Consider the following 17,199-nt stretch of genomic DNA (forward strand, 5'->3'; position numbering starts at 1 on the left):
TTCATGGCAATCGTGACTACTTGAAGCCTGCTACTAACCTGCCAGGAAAATCTAGAACCGTCTGCCGTTCCACCCGTATACCACCCGGCCACAAATACGCACTGGCTGGGTGCCATCCAGCACATCTACCGTGCGCACGCTGGGGTTGTCGCTGGTGATGACGTGGGCGCCATCCATGCGGCGGGTCACGCGCTTGATGAACAGCTGGCCATTGGCCTGCAGCACATATACGCCGTCAATGTCTGCCACCTGGCAGTCGGTATCTACGATGGCGAAGTCACCTGAATTCAAGGTGCCTAGCATGCTGTCGCCGTAGGCGTGCACCAGCTGCAGCGCCTCGGGCCGGGACCGGGGAACGTTGAGCGCCAGCCAGTGGCGAGAAATGGGTACATCCCCCATCAGCACGTCTTCGGTGATGAGGTCATTGCCCTTGCCCATGCTGCCGGTGGCGCTGAACAGCGGGACGCGGATGGTGTCTACGTCCCCAGCAGGTGCAGGCGCTGGGCCACTGAGCGGAGCACCAGCACGACGGCCGGTAATGATGTACGGGACATCAAAGCCCAGTTCCTGCGTGGCCGTGAAGAACTCAGCCTTTGGGCTGGTCACGCCGTTCTCCCACCCGTAAATCGTGCGGGATGGCATTCCGCCAAATTTGGCAACATCAGCCACACTCAGATGCAACCTTTCGCGTTCTTCGCGCAGGCGTTCGCCAATTCCTACACGAAAAGCATTTGAATCAGTCATCTGTGAAATATTTTTCTCTTGCTGTGTTGTGTTTCGCTAAATTTAGCAATATCATTCGCAGCAATAAGCGGGAACACCGCGTAACACGATAGTACACCGCGCCAGATTTGGCGAGAGGAGCTTTGCCATGGCATACGACAACAAGGAACAGCGCCGCGTTTTTCGGCACACCGTGCGCTTCAAGAAGGCCGACGATGTTCTGCTGGCCGTGCTGGCGGACCGCTTGGGCGTACAGAAAGCCACGCTGATCCAAAACATGGCGCTGCTGGCCGCTGAAAAGGAGCTGCAGAAGCTGGGCCTTGGCGCCGTGGCGCAGACGGCCACCATGGGCGCGGCAGCGCGTTGCTGACGCCATGGAAGCCGTTCATGCAGACCACAGAAACCCAGGTGGAAGTCTCCGCCGAAATGGAGCACCACCTGGAACTGCTGCGGCAGGCGTACAGGCTGCCGACCACCACAGCGGTGCTTGAGCTGCTAATCAGCACCCAAATAGACCGCAGCGTCTACGAAATGACGGGCATCAAGCCAGGCCCAAAGCTGGCGGTTGACAACACCCAAGGAAGATCATGATGCAAACCGCAAAGACCTCCGCCACCAGCTTTCAGGCGCTGGTGGCCGCAAACCGCGCCGCAGGCCGTCTGTCTGAGCCCGTGGCCCCCGACAACAGCAAGAAGATGCAGTTGGCGGGCATGCGCCTGCTGCCGGCCGAGCTGGAGCAAGCCAAGGCGCTGGCCGATGCCGACGAACGCAGCCTGGCGTGGTTCTGCCGCCGCATGTACCTGCGCGGCCTGGAAGCCTACATGGCAGAGCAAGGCGGCAACACAGCCGCCGCGCAGTGAGGGGCAGCAAATAGCCGCTCAAAAGCCGCTCAATAGCTGCACCACGATGACCACAGGGGAACGCATGTTGCACACCTACGCAGAGCACGAAGCGCTGCTGGCGGCGAAGCCTGAGCGCAAGCGCAACAGCCACCAGGGGCGAAAGCTGCGCTATGAGGGCACGCGCTTCCCCTGCCCTCACTGCAAGGCATCGTCAGAAATTCGCACCAGCCGCATGGTGAGCGCGACCATGCGCGAGTCGATTTACCAGTGCACGAACGTGGAGTGCGGCCACACGTTCATCGTGGATGCCGAGGCGTCGCGCACCCTGAGCCCTTCGGCCACGCCTGACCCCACCGTGAACATCCCGCTATCCACCCACGTGCGCCGCGACATGGTGCGCGTGGTTCTGGATAACGCCAGCGAGGCCGCCTACCAGGCCCGATACACCACGCCCGTGACGGGCGATCTTTTCGCCGGGGACGCCAACACGTCATAACCGGCGCCCCCAGCCGCTGGAAAGCAGCGGCACCAATCACACACCACCCCCGATTTTTTGCAAGGCGGAAACGCCTGGCGGGGATTTCTTTTGCCCAAAAAACGGAGATAGCCATGCAGAAAGCCACCAAGCGGTGCAACGGCAGAAAGCCAGCACAGCCCGAAACCTTGATGGAAGCGGCTGTGCGCCGCGCCAATGAAGTGCACGCGGCACGCATGACAGAGCTGAAAGCAGCCCAAAAGCAACTGGCCGCGTTTGAGTGCCTGATGCCTGCAGTTCGTGCCGCAGGCATCGACGTGCACCCCGAAGAAATTGGCTTTTTGAACTACGGAAAGAAGACCCTGCGCATTGCCGGCGCGATCCTGAACGACGCGCGCAATGTGACGCTGGAGCGTGCGCTGATCGAGCAAGGAATGCGTGAGGTGGGCCGTAGCACCTATAGCGATGGCAGCTACTGGCTTGACTTGGCAAAGGGCCATCTGCGCGTCGCGCTGACGGTGGTGCATCCTGCTGCCAAGGTGCAGGCAGCGGAGGCCGAGCAATGAGCCTCTACGCAATGACCTACCGCGCGGCAAACGGCCAGCGCATCACCCAGCACCTGCTGGCAGTTGATCGACAGGCCGCCACGCGCCAGGCGTTCGACCTGGCAGAGCGCTTGACCGGAGGCCGCTGCGGCTTCGGCATCGCCCCCGTGAAGAAGGGGCGCACATGCATCTGAGACTGGTTGCGCCAGATATGGACCTGCTGCAGGCGCCAGAGCCACCAGCGGCCAAGCCCGTGCCACCACCAGCGGACGTGCTCGCCCAGTTGATGAAGCTGCGCGATGAAATGACGCACAGCACGAGCAACGGGCGTTTCTACGACGCGGCATCAAGGGAGTGGCGCAGGCTGCCAGTGATGTGGCGCGTGGCGCTGCTGATGATTGCGGGCATTGGTGCGGACGTGGAACACCTCTACACGCTGGCCGACCGCAACTGGCAGGAAATGCCACCACCTGAGCGCGAGGAGCTGCGCATGGTGGTGCGCGATGCAAAACGGCACCTGGGCCAGCTGACGGCCCTTGCGGCACGGGTGTAGAGCCATGCCCACGATACCGCGCAAGCTGCCCAACGGCAGCCTGGCCGAATGGAACGCGAACAAGCCCACCCTGCACATGGCGCGCGGGCACTTGGAGCGCGTGATTCGGTGTGCGCCTGCCAGCTGGCAGGCGGCGGTGCGCGAGCGCCTGGCGCCCACAGCGCCCCCACTGCTAGCAGCAGAAAAGACCGTGCAGGAATGGCTGCAGGAACCGCCCGAGTGGGCGCAGGCGTGGGACATGCTGCAGTCCATTGCGGACTACGAAGACCGGTTTGGCGCTGCTGCGCTGTGGAATCTGGATGACTTAGCCATCTGTGAGATGGCCAAGAAGCTGGCGGGCGAGGCCGACGAACTGGACGCGCTGGCCATTGGCCAGGGTGCCAGCCTCGCGGAGCGCGTGGACAGCATCCGGCTGCTGGTGCGATGTGTAGGCATCGTGGAAGACAAGCCCATTGCGGGCGAACCCGCCATCAAGCGGGCACAGGATGCCGCATGGTGGCGCCGCCGTTTGCGCGTGCATGTCGCGCGCGTAGTCGAGGGCGGAAACATTGGCATGTGCCGCGTGCACAAGGGCCTAGGCGGCTATGTCAGCCATGACGGGCTGGCGCGCCGCCAGGCGCAGGTGAAGCGCAACGCCGAGGCCCTGGGCCGCACGCTGTTCCGCAATGAGGCGGGCCAGGTGTACACGCTGCGCGAGCTGGCCGAACTGGGCACGGCAAACCCCATCGTGCGCGGTGGCGAGCTGATGACGCGCATACGCGGCGCGGAGGAATACGCCGACGCCCGCGCGCATGTGGGCCTGTTCGTCACCTTGACGCTACCCAGCAAGTTCCACCCCGTGAAGCTGGGCAGCGGTGGCCGCCCAGTGCCCAACAAAAAGTATTGCGGCGCCACGCCGCGCGACGGCCAGCTATGGCTGCGCGATATGTGGGCCAAGACCCGGGCCGCGCTGGCGCGCAAGGGCGTGCGCATGTACGGCCTGCGCGTGGCCGAACCGCACCACGACGCCACGCCGCACTGGCATGCGCTGATTTGGGCCGAGGATGAAGCGGGCGCGCAGGCCATTGAAGCCAAGGTGCGCCACTACTGGCTGAGCGTGGACGGCGACGAACGCGGCGCGGCAGAGAACCGCGTAAACATCAAGCGCATGGTGAAAGGCGGCGCCGCTGGCTATGTGGCGAAGTACATCGCCAAGAGCGTGGGCCACCTTGCCCTGGCTGAGCACCAGGACATGGTGGACGGCCAGCAGATCGCCATGGACTTCGGCGCCACTGACGCCCGCGACGTGAAGGAATCAGGCGCAGGCCACCGCCGTGTGGACGCTTGGGCCGCGCACTGGGGCATCCGACAGTTTCAAACCATCGGCATGCCCAGCGTAACGGTGTGGCGCGAGCTGCGCCGCGTGACGGGCGACCAGCTGGAGCTGTTCGCACAGGAGGGCGACCGGGCCACGGTGCGCGCTTTCCACGCCTGCCACCGGCATGGCGAGATTCGGGCGGATTGGCGCAACTTCATGGAGGCAATGGGCGGCCATGCCCTGCCGCGCAAGAAGTGGCACTTGCGCACCGCGCACCGCACGCCCGAGGCCGGCCAGGTGAACAAGTACGGCGAGGCCGTGACGGTGGGCCGCATCGTGGGCCTGCAGCCGCAGCGCGGGCGCATGTGCGGGCGCTGGCTGGTGAGCCGCCGCATTGCCTGGGCGCCTGTGGTGGATGAGGTGGCTATTGCCGCGCATGCGGCGGATTCCAAGGCTGCAGCAGGACAAGCGCAGGGCGACGGCACAGCCACGGCCCGCGCGGCTTTGCCGCGCGCTTGGACTGGTTTCAATAACTGTACGGCCCGCATCACGGGCGAGCTGATCCGGGAGGCAGTGCCCCCCAGCTGCCACTTCAAAGAGGACTGGTGCAAGCCCGAAACGGTGGCCCAGTTCCGCGCTTTGCGGGCCATGCAGTCCACCGAGGCGTGGCACTGATGAAAAAACAAGCACCACAGCACACCACCGCCACCGAGGCGCGCAGCGGCATGGCCGAGACGGGCCGCAAGCCCACCCCGCTGCAGGCCCAGGTGCTGCTGGCCGCGCGCCGCCGCTGCGACGACATGGGCGACGGCCAGGCCGACCGCGACCAGATGAAACGCGAGGTGCTGGAGACACCGGCCGAGCTGCTGCCCGACCTGTTGACCGCGCTTTCCACCGTGCGCATCACGCGCGCCGACCTTTTCCAACCCACCACCACCGACCGAAAGGAGTGCAACCCATGAATGCAAAGCGCACTGAACCCCGCGTGCATTGCTACCAGCGCCCGCTGCACGGCGGCTACGTGCCAGAGGCTGGCACCACGCCGGAACACCTGCGTGCCGTGTTCGACGCGGAGCGCCAGCGCCTGGCCGATGCCGCCAGGCCGCGCCGCCGCCGCCGTCAGCTGGCCGCGCCCATCACCAACCCCGCCCAGGCCCAGCTGCAGCTGGTGGCCTGACAGACCACAGAAAGGAAATCGAAGACATGCAACCCATTCACAACATCCAGCCCTTGCGCAGCTACCGCGCCACGCTGGTGCCGCAGGGCGTCACGCTGTCGGACGTGGAAGACCTGGCCGACGCCGAACTACTGCCCACCATCCGCGTGAAGGCGGCGAACGCCGAGCAGGCCGAGGCGAATGCGCACATCACCAGCGGCAAGAACGTGCTGCGCGTGGAACGCATCGAAGAACGCTCGGAGGCTTGAACCATGGCGAAACCAAAGAACGCCGCAGGGCTTGCCCACCCCGTTGCCCCTTCGCGCTGGGCACAGATCAGGCAGGCAGAGCGCGTGGACTACAGCACCGCGCAGCCCATCAGCATGAACTGGAAGACGGGCAAGCCCTACACCTGCCCCGAGCTGCAGCACCGCAGTGCGGCCAATCAACCGCCCAGCCTGGTGATGGGCCAGCGCGTGGGGCGATAAGGGAGGCACGATGCGTATCTACGTTGCAGGCCCGATGACGGGCTACCCCGACCTGAACTTTCCCGCCTTTAACGCAGCAGCGGCGGCGCTACGTGCCCAGGGCCACCATGTGGAGAACCCCGCCGAAATCAACGCTGATCCCAAGGCTCAGTGGCTGGACTGCATGCGCATGGACATTGCGCGGCTGGTGACTTGCGATGCGGTGTACCTGCTGCCCGGCTGGGAGCAGTCGCGCGGGGCGAAGGTGGAGCACGGGCTGGCGGTGGGCCTGGGCTTTCAGGTCATCCACGCGGAGGGCTGACACGTGGGCCAGATCATCATGAACAAGGCCCAGCTACTGGAAGAGCTGGGCATTGTGGAGAACACGCTGCGTGCGTTGATTGAGTCGAAGGGGTTTCCGCCACCTCGCAAGATGGGAGCGAAGCTGTTCTGGCTGGTCACTGACGTTGTGGAGTGGCTGCAACAGTGCCCAGAAGCTTGGACGACGCACAGCTCCAGATGAAGCACAGCGAGAAGCCTTCCTGGCTTGATAATGATTCAGCGCGGTACGCTATGAATTGCTAAGATCTGTATAAATGCACAGCGTTTACGTGAGTGCTCGATAGGAACATTGATGGCATACGACCTTACACAAGAGCAACGAGAAAAATATAGAGCGACCTCGATTCGCTCTCAGCAGCGAAAGCAAGCTTTCTTACGCGAACTTCGCCCAACTGCAATCAAGTCCCCACTACTGGGGGAGCGCCTTGATCCGTCAGATTTGATGCCACAGCTAGAGCGAAATGGGCTGACTTGCCTGTCGTTGTTTTCCGGTGGGGGCGGTCTAGACGTTGGCTTTGAGCGTGCTGGATTTGATCACTCTGCGTGTTTTGAACTGCTTGATATCTGTGGGGAAACACTGCGTCTGAATCGGCCAACGTGGGACATCCATTCCGGCGAGAGCGAGGGTGACGTTAGGAATGCGAAATTTTCTCAGTTCCGAGGTGTTGACATCGTTCATGGTGGTCCCCCGTGTCAGCCATTCTCGATTGCGGGAAAACAGGCTGGTGCAGACGATCCTCGAAACATGTGGGGGGAGTTCGTGCGTTGTGTTCAGCAAGTCCGCCCCCGCGCATTCGTCGCGGAAAACGTCGTGGGTCTGCTTGATAGCAAGTTCGAATCTTTTGTCCAAAACACGATTCTGGACCCCCTAGGTTCGAACTACACCATCTTCAAATTCAAGTTGGCAGCGCATGATTTTGGTGTGCCGCAGGCACGGCGCCGTGTGTTCTTCGTCGGTTTTCGTGCAGCTCGTGATGCTGCTAGGTTCATTGAGCCGCAACCAACACACGGTGATGTGAGCAGTATGTTCGGGCCGCTGTTGCCTCGAAACACTGCGAGGAAGAGCCTGGGCCTCTCGGACATCGGATTTGACGTGGTAGCGCCTACTCTGCGTTCAGGCTTCACTGGGCCGCGGAACACTACCGGCGTGCTCAATAGCAAGGCCGCGTTGAAAATTTGGAATGATCTTGAAATTTGGCCCAATGGAGTTCAAACGACACACACGCTAGCGATAGGGTACCCACCAGAGAACGGGCACTTCCGACTTTCGATTGCAGACTGTGCATTATTGCAAGGTTTCCCGGCTGACTGGAAGTTTGCTGGTGCGGTGTATCAAGCCCTAGGCCAGATTGGGAACAGTGTTTGCCCGCCCGTCGCTTTCGCTGTCGCGAGGGAGGTTGCGAACGCACTTGGGGCTGCCCGATGACGGTTCAGGATGATGAGCGCGAGAGAGAGCTTTCCGCTCTGTTTGGTCTGGATTGGGATGCCGCGCATGAGAGGCACGGCGTAGATGCACTGCTGACCGATGTAGTCGTTGACGGCAAGGCGTTTCAGTTCGAGGTAGAGGTCAAATCCTCGACTGAAATGGACATAGGGACGGCACGCGATTTCGGCATGGCTCACATCGAGCGGTGGCGGAGGATGCTCTTTGTTTTTGGCTTCTACTCCAAGGACCGTGGAAGACCAGAGCTACAGCGTAGTCTTTGCTTGACGCCACTGGACATGGAGCCTTGGCTCGCAAAGAAAGAGGCGCAGATTCTGATTGACTTCAGGCTAGCAGGGCGCGTGTCACGGAACTTGCAGCTTGAAGATCTTTTTGAAGTGTGCGGCGAGCAACCTTCGTATTCAATCGAGGATGCCAAACGGCTGCATAAGCAGCAGTACACGGCCGCCCAGTACGCGGCGGCAGCCGACATACATGACGGCCGTGTGCCTCGCATATCGCAGGCAGGCATGCTGAAGATTCTGAAAGAACGCGCGCTCTACATTGCACAGCGCGGCGCAACAGTAAACAACCCCCACATCACCAAGAGCTACCTTCTTCCCTTTTTGGGTACGCCAAGCGAGGTCGTAGGAAGAACGCAGTGCGCTGTGCGGCTACGCACTTTGGCAGAAAAATTTATCAAAGAACATCCTGCGCATCCGTCAATACACGAGGCTCCACCGAAAACTTTGTAAGTCGAGTGATGAGGAGCTCTTTCGAAAGAGCAGCCGATACTGCGCTGCCACACTATGCAAAGTGCTACTTTCGCTCGAAAACTGAAGGGGCCACGTAGTCTGCCCATTCCTGCATGACGATGAATCGTTTTTGCAGCATATCTCCCCTCCGATAGGCCGCCTCGGTTTTTGTGTCGATGGTGTGAGCCAGGCACAGCTCCACAGCATCACGTGGGTGGTTCGTCACTTCGCCGGCCCAGTCCCGAAAGCTAGAACGAAACCCATGAGGCACGGCGTTCAGCTTGTGACGACGCATCAGGGCAGTGAATGCCATGTCTGACAGCGCGCCTTTGCGGTTGCTGGGAAAAACGTGCTCCACCAGTTCCTCGCGCGCGGACTCCTGAATGCGCAGCAGTGCCACGGCCTGGCGCGACAAGGGCACGCGGTGTTCCCGATTGGCCTTCATACGTTCAGCGGGAATGACCCACAGGGCGGCATCTAGATCGACCTCGCTCCACACCATGCCGCGCACCTCCCCCGAGCGCACGGCGGTCAAGATCAGGAAGCACAGCGCGCGCGCGCTCTGACCATCCACTGCGGCTATCTGTTGATAGGCAACAGGCAGATCGGCCACGGGCACGGCGGCGCGGTGTTTGACGGGCGCCACTTTCTCCGGGTTGGCCAGGATGTGCTCCAACTGCCCACGCCAGCGCGCAGGGTTGGGGCCGGTGCGGTGGCCGTGGGCGGTGGCCCAATCCAGCACTTGTTCAATGCGCCCGCGCACACGGGTGGCGGTTTCGGTCTTGGTCTTCCAGATGGGCGCGAGCGCGCGCAGGACGTGGGACTGTTCAATCTCGGAGACAGACAACCGGCCGAAGTGCGGCGACGCATAGGTGGTGAGCGTGTTGCGCCACTGCTGGGCGTGCTTGGCGTTACGCCAGGTGCTTTCGTGTTCGGAGATGAAGGCATCGGCGGCTTTATCGAACTCCAGCCGCTGAGCGGCGGCCTGGCGGGCGGCCTCGCGTTCGTCTTGGCGCAGTTTGATGGGGTCGGTGCCCGCGTCGCGCTGCCCCAACGCAGCGCGGGCCGCTTCACGCGCGGCGGCCAGCGTCACGCCTGGATAGCTGCCAAGCCCCATGCGCCGACGCTGACGCATGTGCACATAGCGCAGCACCCAGGTGCGCGACCCGCCTTCAATCCGCAAGTACAAGCCACTGACTCCGCCAACAGCGTGCGAGCCTTCCACGCGCAGCCTGGAAACCTCCAGCGCCGTCATTTCAAGGATTCGCTTCGGCATGGCTCAATTTCTGTCGGCCATCGTGTAGGCCATAAAAATTTGAATTGAGCATGGGAATCCGTTGGGCTTCGCTTGCACAGATACTGTATAAAACACCATAAAACATAGCGTACCACGTTGTTTTATATGGGGTCAACGCCAAGCGCGGACGTAAAAAAACCCGCTGGTTTAGGGCGGGTTTTTTAGCTCTGGCGGAAACGGAGGGATTCGAACCCTCGATGAGGCTCTACACCCCATACTCCCTTAGCAGGGGAGCACCTTCGGCCACTCGGTCACGTTTCCAATCCCGCTATTATGCCCCATTTCTGAGCCGATTCAGGCAGTCTGGTACGGCTTGCTGGTCACACTCGAATGCTCTGCACAGGCTTTGCACGGCCAACTCGGCGTACTTTTCGTCGATCACCACCGAGGTCTTGATTGCGGACGTGGAGATCATCTGGATGTTGATGCCCTTTTCTCTCAGGGCACTAAACATCTTGCTGGCCATCCCCACAGGGCTGTGCATGCCAATACCGGCGATGCTCACCGCGCAGATGGTGGTGTCCCCCATCAGTTCCTGCACCGCCAGTGTGGGTACCACCTTCTCCTGGAGCAGGTCCATGGTGCGGGCGTAGTCATTGCAGTGCACGGTGAAGCTGAAGTCGGTTTTTCCGTCCTTGTTCACGTTCTGGATGATCACGCCGACTTCGACGTTGGCGTTGGCCACCGCGCCCAGGATCTCGCGGGCAAGGCCGCGCTTGCCAGGCACGCCCAGCACGGAGATCTTGGCCTCGTCGCGGTTGACCACGATGCCTGGTACGACGGCTTGTTCCATTTTTTGTCTTCCTCGCAGGGTGCCTTGCGATGTTCGGGCAACTAGAGCTCCCCAACTTGGGGGTCGCACCAGTCAAGGGCTGGCCCGGTCCGCACCACAAAGCCACGCCCCACCTTGATGTGGATGCGGTGGCCGCGCGTGGTGCAGGCCGCAATCTGGTCCAACAGCTCGCCCAGTTGCGCCGCCGCGGGTGTGGTGTGGTGGAACTGGCGCAACCAGTGGCGCAGCACGTTGGCCTGGCGCGAGCGGCTCAAGCCCTGCAGTGCAGCGATCTGCGGCGGTGCACCGACGCGCGCCAGGTCCTGCTGCGCCAGTTCTTCGAGCAGCTCAGCGGCCTGCGCGGCGTTGGAGGCCGAGCGGGCGAACGTGTCGCGAAACGCCGGAAAGGCGGCCTCCAGCGCAGGCAGTAGCTGCGCGCGGATACGGTTGCGGGTGTAGCGTTCGTCGGTGTTGGTGGGGTCTTCCACCCAGCCCTGTTCCTGCGCTCGCAGCCAGCTGCGAATGTCTCCGGCGGCCACCGGCAGCAACGGGCGGTGCCACACCACGCCAGCGCGTTCCCAGCGGGCAGGCATGGCGGCCAGCCCGGCAACGCCTGCACCACGTGACAACGCCAGCAGCAGCGTCTCAACCTGGTCATCCGCATGTTGCGCAATTGCTATTGATTTGATAGCTATTTGCGATTGACTGGCAAGCGCTACAGCCTCAAAAGCCTTGTATCTTGCCTGTCGGGCGGCATCTTCGGGGCTCTGGCCCGGTGCATGGCGGGCATCCAACCGTTCCACCCACAGCGGCACGCCAAGGCCTTGGCACAAGGCAGTGCAATGCCGTTCAAACCCATCGGCCGCCGCCTGCAGGCCGTGGTGCACATGGATGGCCTGCACCTGCCCAGGCCACCGGCGCGCACAAGCCAGCAGCAGCGCCGTGGAGTCAGCCCCGCCACTCAGCCCCACAGCCAGTGGCAGTGCGGGGGCAAAGGCCTGCATGGCAGCGTCGAAAGACTGGGTCACTGCGGCACCCGGCCCGCGCCCCGGAGCGGTGGTGGCGCATCAAGCACACAAAAGCGATGGACAGAGCGGGAATGCATGGGCGCCGATTATCGCGGGCACCTTCCCCTCGCCTGCCCCCTTCATCCCATCAACCGGCTGGCGCGGACAAACGCGGCCCGGCGCGTGAGGCATCGGCGGACAGGCGGAACGTGCCCACCACCTCCGACAGCCGCACTGACTGGTCCTTGAGGCTCTGGGCAGCGGCGGCGCTTTGCTCCACCAGCGCGGCGTTCTGCTGGGTCATCTGGTCCAGGTGCGATACCGCCTGCCCGACCTCGTTGATGCTGGTGCTTTGCTCGTTGGTCGAGGCCGTGATCTCGGCCATGATGTCCGTGACGCGCTGCACCGAGGTCACGATGTCTTTCATCGTGGTGCCCGCGTCATGCACCAGGCGCGAGCCGTTTTCCACCTGTTCCACCGACGCGCTGATGAGCTGCTTGATTTCCTTGGCAGCCTCCGCACTGCGCCCAGCCAGGCTGCGCACTTCGCTGGCCACCACCGCAAAGCCCCGGCCCTGCTCGCCAGCGCGCGCTGCCTCCACTGCCGCATTCAATGCGAGGATGTTGGTCTGGAAGGCGATGCCGTCAATGACTCCGATGATGTCGTTGATCTTGCGCGATGCGGCATTGATCTGTTCCATGGTGGTCACCACATTGCCCACCACCTGGCCACCGTGCTGCGCCACGCTGGATGCCTGGGCCACCAGCTGGTTGGCCTGCCGGGCAGAGTCTGCGTTATGGCGCACGGTTTCGGTCAGCTGCTGCATGGATGCGGAGGTTTCCTCCAGGCTGGAGGCCGTGAGTTCGGTGCGCCCGCTCAGGTCCTGGTTGCCCGTGGCGATCTCTTCGGCCGCCACACGCACCGAGCTGCTGGCATCACGGATCTGCGCCAGCACACCCGAGAGCTTGCCCGCAAAGCTGTTGAAGCTGGCGGCAATTTGCGCCAGTTCGTCCTCGCCCTGCGCGTCGATGCGGCGCGATAGATCCCCGTCGCCTGTGCCGATCTCGTGCATGGCGTCGCGCACCAGAGTCAACTGGCGCAGGCGCCGGGTCAGGATCACGCCCAGTAACCCGACGGCTACCAGCAACACCAACACGCTGGAAATCAAGGATGTGGCCAGCATGGAGCGGATGGGCGCCATCGCTTCGCTCTCATCCAGGGCCACCACCAGCATCCACGAGGTGCCAGCGATGGGAACCACGCTCAGCAGGCGGTTGCGCCCTTCAATGTCGGCTTGCAGCAGACTGGTGCTGTCTTTGGCAGCGGCGACCAATTTGTCCACCGCAAGGTCTTTGGACAGCTCCGCAATGGGCTTGAGGGTGAGCGCCTGGTCGCGGTGGGCAATGATCTTGCCATCGGCTGACACCAGGAAACCAAAGCTCTGGGGCGTGGGCTGGATGGAGGCCACGTTGGCCACCACCGACTCCATGTACACATCGCCTGCCGCCACGCCTTTGAGGCTGGCGCCCGCACCCACCGGGGTGGCAAATGTCACCACGAGCTTCTGATCCGACGCTGAAATGTAGGGCGGCGTGACGACCGACATGCCCGCCTGCGCCGCCTGCTTGTACCAGGGCCTCGCGGTGGGGTCGTAATCAGCCGGCAAATTGCGCGTTTCAGAGAACACGTATTTTTTGTCGGCATAGCCAAAATAGGCGGTACTGAACTTGCCAGCGTCCCGCAGCATGGCCAGCGGCTTGGCGGGCTCGGGCTCTTCAAAGGCGGTGACGGACGCAGCAATGATCGCCGACTTGCCCCGCGCCCATTCCTCTATGGTCTCGGCGTGGCTTTTGGCCGTGGCCAGCCCCTCTTCCGCCAGCGACACTTGCGCCTGCCCGCGCGCTGAAAAGTAGTTGACCAGGGTCAGTACCAGCAGGGCGGCCACCATACACAGGGCGGACAACACCAGAATCTGGCCTTTGAGCGTCTTCAGAAGCGACATGGGGCACCCCTTCTTGATCCACCCGCACGTGCGGGCGGATTGAGCCATGTTACATCCGGTATCAGCCTGTGCGCCAGTGGTGGTTAGCCCGCAGAGCGCTAGATTCTGACCACAAAAACAACAACGGCCCCGAAGGGCCGTGGGCGCAATGCGCGATGGGCAGTCAATCGTTCAGCGGCTATCAGCCTTGGTGTCGCTGAAGCGGCCGTAGCTCTGCAGACGTTCGTAGCGGCGGTCCAGCAGGTCTTTGGTCTTGAGGTCGGCCACCTGGCGGAAGGCATCGCCCAGGGCACGCTTCAAGAAGGCCGCCATCTGCTTGTGGTCGCGGTGGGCGCCGCCCACAGGCTCGCTCACGATTTTGTCCACCAGGCCCAGGGCCTTCAAGCGGTGGGCGGTGATGCCCAGGGCATCGGCCGCCTCCTGGGCCTTGTCGCTGGTCTTCCAGAGGATGGAAGCGCAACCCTCAGGGCTGATCACGGAGTAGATGGCGTATTGCAGCATGACGACCTGGTCACCCACGCTGATGGCCAGTGCGCCGCCGGAGCCGCCTTCACCGATGATGGTGGTGATGATGGGCACTTCGAGCTGTGCCATCTCGAAGATGTTGCGGCCAATGGCTTCAGACTGGCCGCGTTCTTCGGCGTCGATGCCGGGGTATGCGCCGGGCGTGTCCACAAAGGTGAACACGGGCAGCTTGAACTTCTCGGCCGTTTTCATGAGGCGCAGGGCCTTGCGATAGCCCTCGGGCTTGCTCATGCCGAAGTTGCGCATGGCGCGCTCCTTGGTGTCGCGCCCCTTCTGGTGGCCCAGCACCATGCAGGCGTGGCCATTGAAACGCGCCAGGCCGCCCACGATGGACAGGTCGTCCGCGTAATGGCGATCGCCGTGCAGTTCCACGAAGTCGGTGAAGATGTCGCGCACGTAGTCGAGCGTGTAGGGGCGCTCGGGATGCCGGGCAATCTTGGTGATCTGCCAGGGCGACAGTTCGCTGTAGATGTCTTTGGTGAGTTGCTGGCTCTTCTTGCTCAGCTGGTCGATTTCTTCCGAGATATCGACGGCACTCTCGGTCTGCACGTAGCGCAGTTCTTCAATTTTGGATTCGAGTTCGGCGATGGGCTGCTCGAAATCCAGAAAGGTCTTTTTCGCCAACGTTTTTCTCCTAGGGGATCGCGCCGGTTGCGGCTGCCACGAATACGAATGGCACGCACTGTAACCGACGGTTAACGAGTTTTGTAAAGCGCGTCAGGCTGGGTCAGCCGTTTTCAGTAAGCCACCGGCAGGGGGTCGAGCGATCGCCAAATATACCAAGTTGCCACGCTGCACCATGGCTTCCAGGCCTCGGCCACCTCGCGCGCATCGCTGCGGCTGACGGGATCGCCCGAGAAATAGTTGTGACTGATTCCTGCGATCAACCCTGGGTCATCCAAGGGCAATACGTTGGGACGCATCAGGTAGAAGATCAGGAACATCTCGGCCGTCCAGCGGCCAATGCCCCGGATGGCCACCAGTTCGGCAATGATGGCTTCGTCGTCCATCGCCGCCCAGTCCTTCACGTGCAGCTTGCCTTGCTCAAAGTGGATGGCCAGGTCCACCAGGTAATCCACCTTGCGCGCCGACAGGCCTGCGGCCCGCATGTCGTCGATCTTGAGCTTGAGCACGCTGGCGGGCTTCATGCCGCGCGGCAGCAGCGCGACGAAGCGCTCCCACACGGCCTGCGCCGCCGTGACGGACACCTGCTGGCCCACGATGCTGCGCGCCAGCGTGACGAACGCATCACCCCGCGTACGCAGCGCGGCATCGCCCAACTGCGGGATCAGGCGCTTCATCACCCGGTCCTTCTTCACCAAGTGCTTGCAGGCCTCGGCCCAATAGTCGGGCGTGGCCAGCACCAGCGGCGGCGTTGCGGCATCGCTCGCTATCTTTTTAAGAGCTGCCACCGCTTACCCCACGTGCGCCAGAGGCAGTTTTGACATAAAAACCAGCTTCACTGCGCAGCTTCCCAGGTCGTGCCTGCGGCGGAATCCTTGAGCACGATGCCCTGGGCAAGCAGCGCCTGACGGATGCGGTCGGCTTCGGCGAAGTTCTTGGCAGCCTTGGCGGCAGTGCGGGCGGCGATCTGCGCCTGGATGTCGGCCTCGTCCACGCCACTGGCACCCGCTTGCAGAAAGGCTTTGGGGTCACCTTGCAGAATGCCCAGGCATCCCCCCAGAGCCTTGAGCAGCCCCGCCAGCGCGGCTGATCGCGTCTTGTTGACTTCACCGGCCAGATCAAACAGCACTGCCACGGCCTCGGGCGTGCCAAAGTCCTCGTCCATGGCCGCCTTGAAACGCGCGGCGTAGGAGTCGGCCCAGTTGATGGCCGCCACATCGGCGGGCGCCACCAGGTTCAGCGCCGTGTACAGGCGCTTGAGCGCCTGGCGCGCGTCGTCCAGATGGGCATCGCTGTAGTTCAGCGCGCTGCGGTAGTGGGCACGCACGATGAAGAACCGCACCGTCTCGGCGTCGTACTGCTGGAGCACGTCGCGGATGGTGAAGAAATTGCCCAGACTCTTGGACATCTTCTCGTTGTCCACGCGCACAAAACCGTTGTGCACCCAGAACTTGGCCAGCGGCTTGCCCGTGGCGCCTTCGCTCTGGGCGATTTCGTTTTCGTGGTGGGGGAACTGCAAATCGGCTCCGCCGCCGTGGATGTCAAACGTCTCGCCCAGCGTGGCGCAGCTCATGGCCGAGCATTCGATGTGCCAGCCGGGGCGGCCGGCGCCAAAAGCGCTTTCCCACTTGGCCTCAGGTGGCTCCTCGGCCTTGGCGGACTTCCACAGCACAAAGTCGAGCGGGTCTTCCTTGCCATCGAGCACGGCCACACGTTCACCCGCACGCAGTTCATCGAGCGACTTGCCCGAGAGCTTGCCGTAGCCGTCGAACTTGCGCACGGAGTAATTCACATCGCCATTGCTGGCACGGTAGGCCAGGCCTTTGCCCTCAAGCTGGCCGATCAGCGACAGCATCTGGGGCACGTATTCGGTGGCGCGGGGCTCGGCCGAGGGCGGCTCGATGCCCAGCAGGCCGATGTCCTGGTGCATGGCGGCAATCATCTCGTCAGTGAGCTGGCGGATTGTGATGCCACGCTCCAGCGCACGCTTGATGATCTTGTCGTCGATGTCGGTGATGTTGCGCACGTAGGTCACGCGCAGGCCGCTGGCCTTGAGCCAGCGCTGCACGACGTCGAACGCCATCATCATGCGGGCGTGGCCGATGTGGCACAGGTCATAGATGGTCATGCCGCACACATACATGCGCACATGACCAGGTTCGAGCGGGGAAAAGTCTTCCAATGCACGCGACAGCGTGTTGTAGATGCGCAAACTCATGGGATTTCAGTAACGGGGGATGGGGTGGTGGGTGAATGAAAATCCACCCGGCAGCTGGGGGCAAAGGCCCCTGGCGAAGGGTTGGCCCAGCGAGGGGCCTACAGCGAAATCACCCGCGGCAACAACGTTCCGTCATGACAACCCCCTCAGCTACAATCCGCCGCAGTATAAGCCCC

General features: G+C 62.7%; 23 protein-coding genes, 1 tRNA gene and 1 pseudogene. 16 read left to right on the top strand and 9 right to left on the bottom strand.

The genetic code is table 11. The features are described 5' to 3' along the window. Positions 1-51: 51 nt before the first annotated feature. The gene (locus tag AC2YJX_RS15720) at positions 52-744 is read right to left on the bottom strand and encodes a S24 family peptidase (protein WP_487256574.1); all 693 of its coding nucleotides are present in this window, start codon (positions 742-744) and stop codon (positions 52-54) included. A gap of 127 nt (positions 745-871) precedes the next feature. Between AC2YJX_RS15720 and AC2YJX_RS15725 the strand changes: the two genes are divergently transcribed. From AC2YJX_RS15725 to AC2YJX_RS15800, 16 genes are all read left to right on the top strand, one after another. After that, positions 872-1,093: a hypothetical protein gene (locus tag AC2YJX_RS15725; RefSeq protein ID WP_487256575.1), complete on the top strand. Its 222-nt coding sequence runs from the start codon at positions 872-874 to the stop codon at positions 1,091-1,093. A 17-nt stretch (positions 1,094-1,110) separates the two neighbouring features. After that, on the top strand, positions 1,111-1,314 hold the full coding sequence (locus tag AC2YJX_RS15730) for a hypothetical protein (protein WP_395453699.1): 204 nt from the start codon (positions 1,111-1,113) through the stop codon (positions 1,312-1,314). Next, positions 1,314-1,583 carry a hypothetical protein gene (locus tag AC2YJX_RS15735; protein ID WP_487256576.1) on the top strand — a complete coding sequence of 90 codons (270 nt, stop codon included), beginning with the start codon at positions 1,314-1,316 and terminating at the stop codon, positions 1,581-1,583. The genes AC2YJX_RS15730 and AC2YJX_RS15735 overlap by 1 nt, the downstream gene beginning before the upstream one ends. A 64-nt stretch (positions 1,584-1,647) precedes the next feature. Then, a complete protein-coding gene (locus AC2YJX_RS15740; protein WP_487256577.1) occupies positions 1,648-2,061 on the top strand; it encodes an Ogr/Delta-like zinc finger protein in 414 nt (137 codons plus the stop codon). A gap of 113 nt (positions 2,062-2,174) precedes the next feature. Beyond that, positions 2,175-2,606: a hypothetical protein gene (locus tag AC2YJX_RS15745; RefSeq protein WP_487256578.1), complete on the top strand. Its 432-nt coding sequence runs from the start codon at positions 2,175-2,177 to the stop codon at positions 2,604-2,606. Next, the gene (locus AC2YJX_RS15750; RefSeq protein WP_487256579.1) at positions 2,603-2,779 is read left to right on the top strand and encodes a hypothetical protein; all 177 of its coding nucleotides are present in this window, start codon (positions 2,603-2,605) and stop codon (positions 2,777-2,779) included. Before AC2YJX_RS15745 ends, AC2YJX_RS15750 begins: the two co-directional genes overlap by 4 nt. Continuing rightward, a complete protein-coding gene (locus AC2YJX_RS15755) occupies positions 2,770-3,138 on the top strand; it encodes a hypothetical protein (protein WP_487256580.1) in 369 nt (122 codons plus the stop codon). Before AC2YJX_RS15750 ends, AC2YJX_RS15755 begins: the two co-directional genes overlap by 10 nt. A gap of 4 nt (positions 3,139-3,142) precedes the next feature. Next, complete coding sequence (locus AC2YJX_RS15760) at positions 3,143-5,110, top strand: replication endonuclease (RefSeq protein ID WP_487256581.1); 1,968 nt, start codon at positions 3,143-3,145, stop codon at positions 5,108-5,110. Further along, positions 5,110-5,397 (top strand): hypothetical protein, encoded by a 288-nt coding sequence (locus AC2YJX_RS15765; protein WP_487256582.1) that lies wholly within the window; start codon positions 5,110-5,112, stop codon positions 5,395-5,397. The genes AC2YJX_RS15760 and AC2YJX_RS15765 overlap by 1 nt, the downstream gene beginning before the upstream one ends. Beyond that, positions 5,394-5,612, top strand: a complete 219-nt coding sequence (locus AC2YJX_RS15770; RefSeq protein WP_487256583.1) for a hypothetical protein — start codon at positions 5,394-5,396, stop codon at positions 5,610-5,612. Before AC2YJX_RS15765 ends, AC2YJX_RS15770 begins: the two co-directional genes overlap by 4 nt. A 26-nt stretch (positions 5,613-5,638) precedes the next feature. Beyond that, on the top strand, positions 5,639-5,860 hold the full coding sequence (locus tag AC2YJX_RS15775) for a hypothetical protein (RefSeq protein ID WP_487256584.1): 222 nt from the start codon (positions 5,639-5,641) through the stop codon (positions 5,858-5,860). A 3-nt stretch (positions 5,861-5,863) separates the two neighbouring features. Then, positions 5,864-6,079 carry a hypothetical protein gene (locus tag AC2YJX_RS15780; RefSeq protein WP_487256585.1) on the top strand — a complete coding sequence of 72 codons (216 nt, stop codon included), beginning with the start codon at positions 5,864-5,866 and terminating at the stop codon, positions 6,077-6,079. Positions 6,080-6,089: 10 nt separating this feature from the next. Beyond that, positions 6,090-6,380 carry a DUF4406 domain-containing protein gene (locus AC2YJX_RS15785; protein WP_487256586.1) on the top strand — a complete coding sequence of 97 codons (291 nt, stop codon included), beginning with the start codon at positions 6,090-6,092 and terminating at the stop codon, positions 6,378-6,380. 3 nt (positions 6,381-6,383) lie between these two features. After that, positions 6,384-6,581: a helix-turn-helix transcriptional regulator gene (locus AC2YJX_RS15790; RefSeq protein ID WP_487256587.1), complete on the top strand. Its 198-nt coding sequence runs from the start codon at positions 6,384-6,386 to the stop codon at positions 6,579-6,581. Positions 6,582-6,692: 111 nt separating this feature from the next. Further along, a complete protein-coding gene (locus AC2YJX_RS15795; RefSeq protein WP_487256588.1) occupies positions 6,693-7,826 on the top strand; it encodes a DNA cytosine methyltransferase in 1,134 nt (377 codons plus the stop codon). Then, complete coding sequence (locus tag AC2YJX_RS15800; protein ID WP_487256589.1) at positions 7,823-8,578, top strand: hypothetical protein; 756 nt, start codon at positions 7,823-7,825, stop codon at positions 8,576-8,578. Before AC2YJX_RS15795 ends, AC2YJX_RS15800 begins: the two co-directional genes overlap by 4 nt. Before the next feature lie 64 nt (positions 8,579-8,642). On the opposite strand, the gene AC2YJX_RS15805 is transcribed toward AC2YJX_RS15800, so the two are convergent. The 8 genes and pseudogenes from AC2YJX_RS15805 to cysS all read right to left on the bottom strand — a co-directional run bounded on the left by AC2YJX_RS15805 (position 8,643) and on the right by cysS (position 17,023). Beyond that, on the bottom strand, positions 8,643-9,854 hold the full coding sequence (locus AC2YJX_RS15805) for a tyrosine-type recombinase/integrase (protein WP_487256590.1): 1,212 nt from the start codon (positions 9,852-9,854) through the stop codon (positions 8,643-8,645). Between the two features lie 189 nt (positions 9,855-10,043). Continuing rightward, positions 10,044-10,136 (bottom strand) — tRNA-Ser (locus AC2YJX_RS15810). A 10-nt stretch (positions 10,137-10,146) separates the two neighbouring features. Continuing rightward, positions 10,147-10,671, bottom strand: a pseudogene (locus AC2YJX_RS15815) (ACT domain-containing protein); the annotation flags it as partial. Between the two features lie 38 nt (positions 10,672-10,709). Continuing rightward, positions 10,710-11,675: a tRNA lysidine(34) synthetase TilS gene (gene tilS / locus AC2YJX_RS15820; protein WP_218299289.1), complete on the bottom strand. Its 966-nt coding sequence runs from the start codon at positions 11,673-11,675 to the stop codon at positions 10,710-10,712. Between the two features lie 127 nt (positions 11,676-11,802). After that, positions 11,803-13,656, bottom strand: coding sequence for a methyl-accepting chemotaxis protein (locus AC2YJX_RS15825; RefSeq protein ID WP_487256591.1), 1,854 nt, complete (start codon positions 13,654-13,656; stop codon positions 11,803-11,805). A gap of 171 nt (positions 13,657-13,827) precedes the next feature. After that, a complete protein-coding gene (locus AC2YJX_RS15830; RefSeq protein ID WP_055400675.1) occupies positions 13,828-14,805 on the bottom strand; it encodes an acetyl-CoA carboxylase carboxyltransferase subunit alpha in 978 nt (325 codons plus the stop codon). Between the two features lie 113 nt (positions 14,806-14,918). Further along, positions 14,919-15,593, bottom strand: a complete 675-nt coding sequence (locus AC2YJX_RS15835; protein ID WP_176885413.1) for a DNA-3-methyladenine glycosylase family protein — start codon at positions 15,591-15,593, stop codon at positions 14,919-14,921. A gap of 47 nt (positions 15,594-15,640) precedes the next feature. Next, complete coding sequence (cysS, locus tag AC2YJX_RS15840) at positions 15,641-17,023, bottom strand: cysteine--tRNA ligase (protein WP_487256592.1); 1,383 nt, start codon at positions 17,021-17,023, stop codon at positions 15,641-15,643. Between the last annotated feature and the right edge of the window lie 176 nt (positions 17,024-17,199).

Source organism: Acidovorax sp. SRI_002, assembly GCF_057586455.1.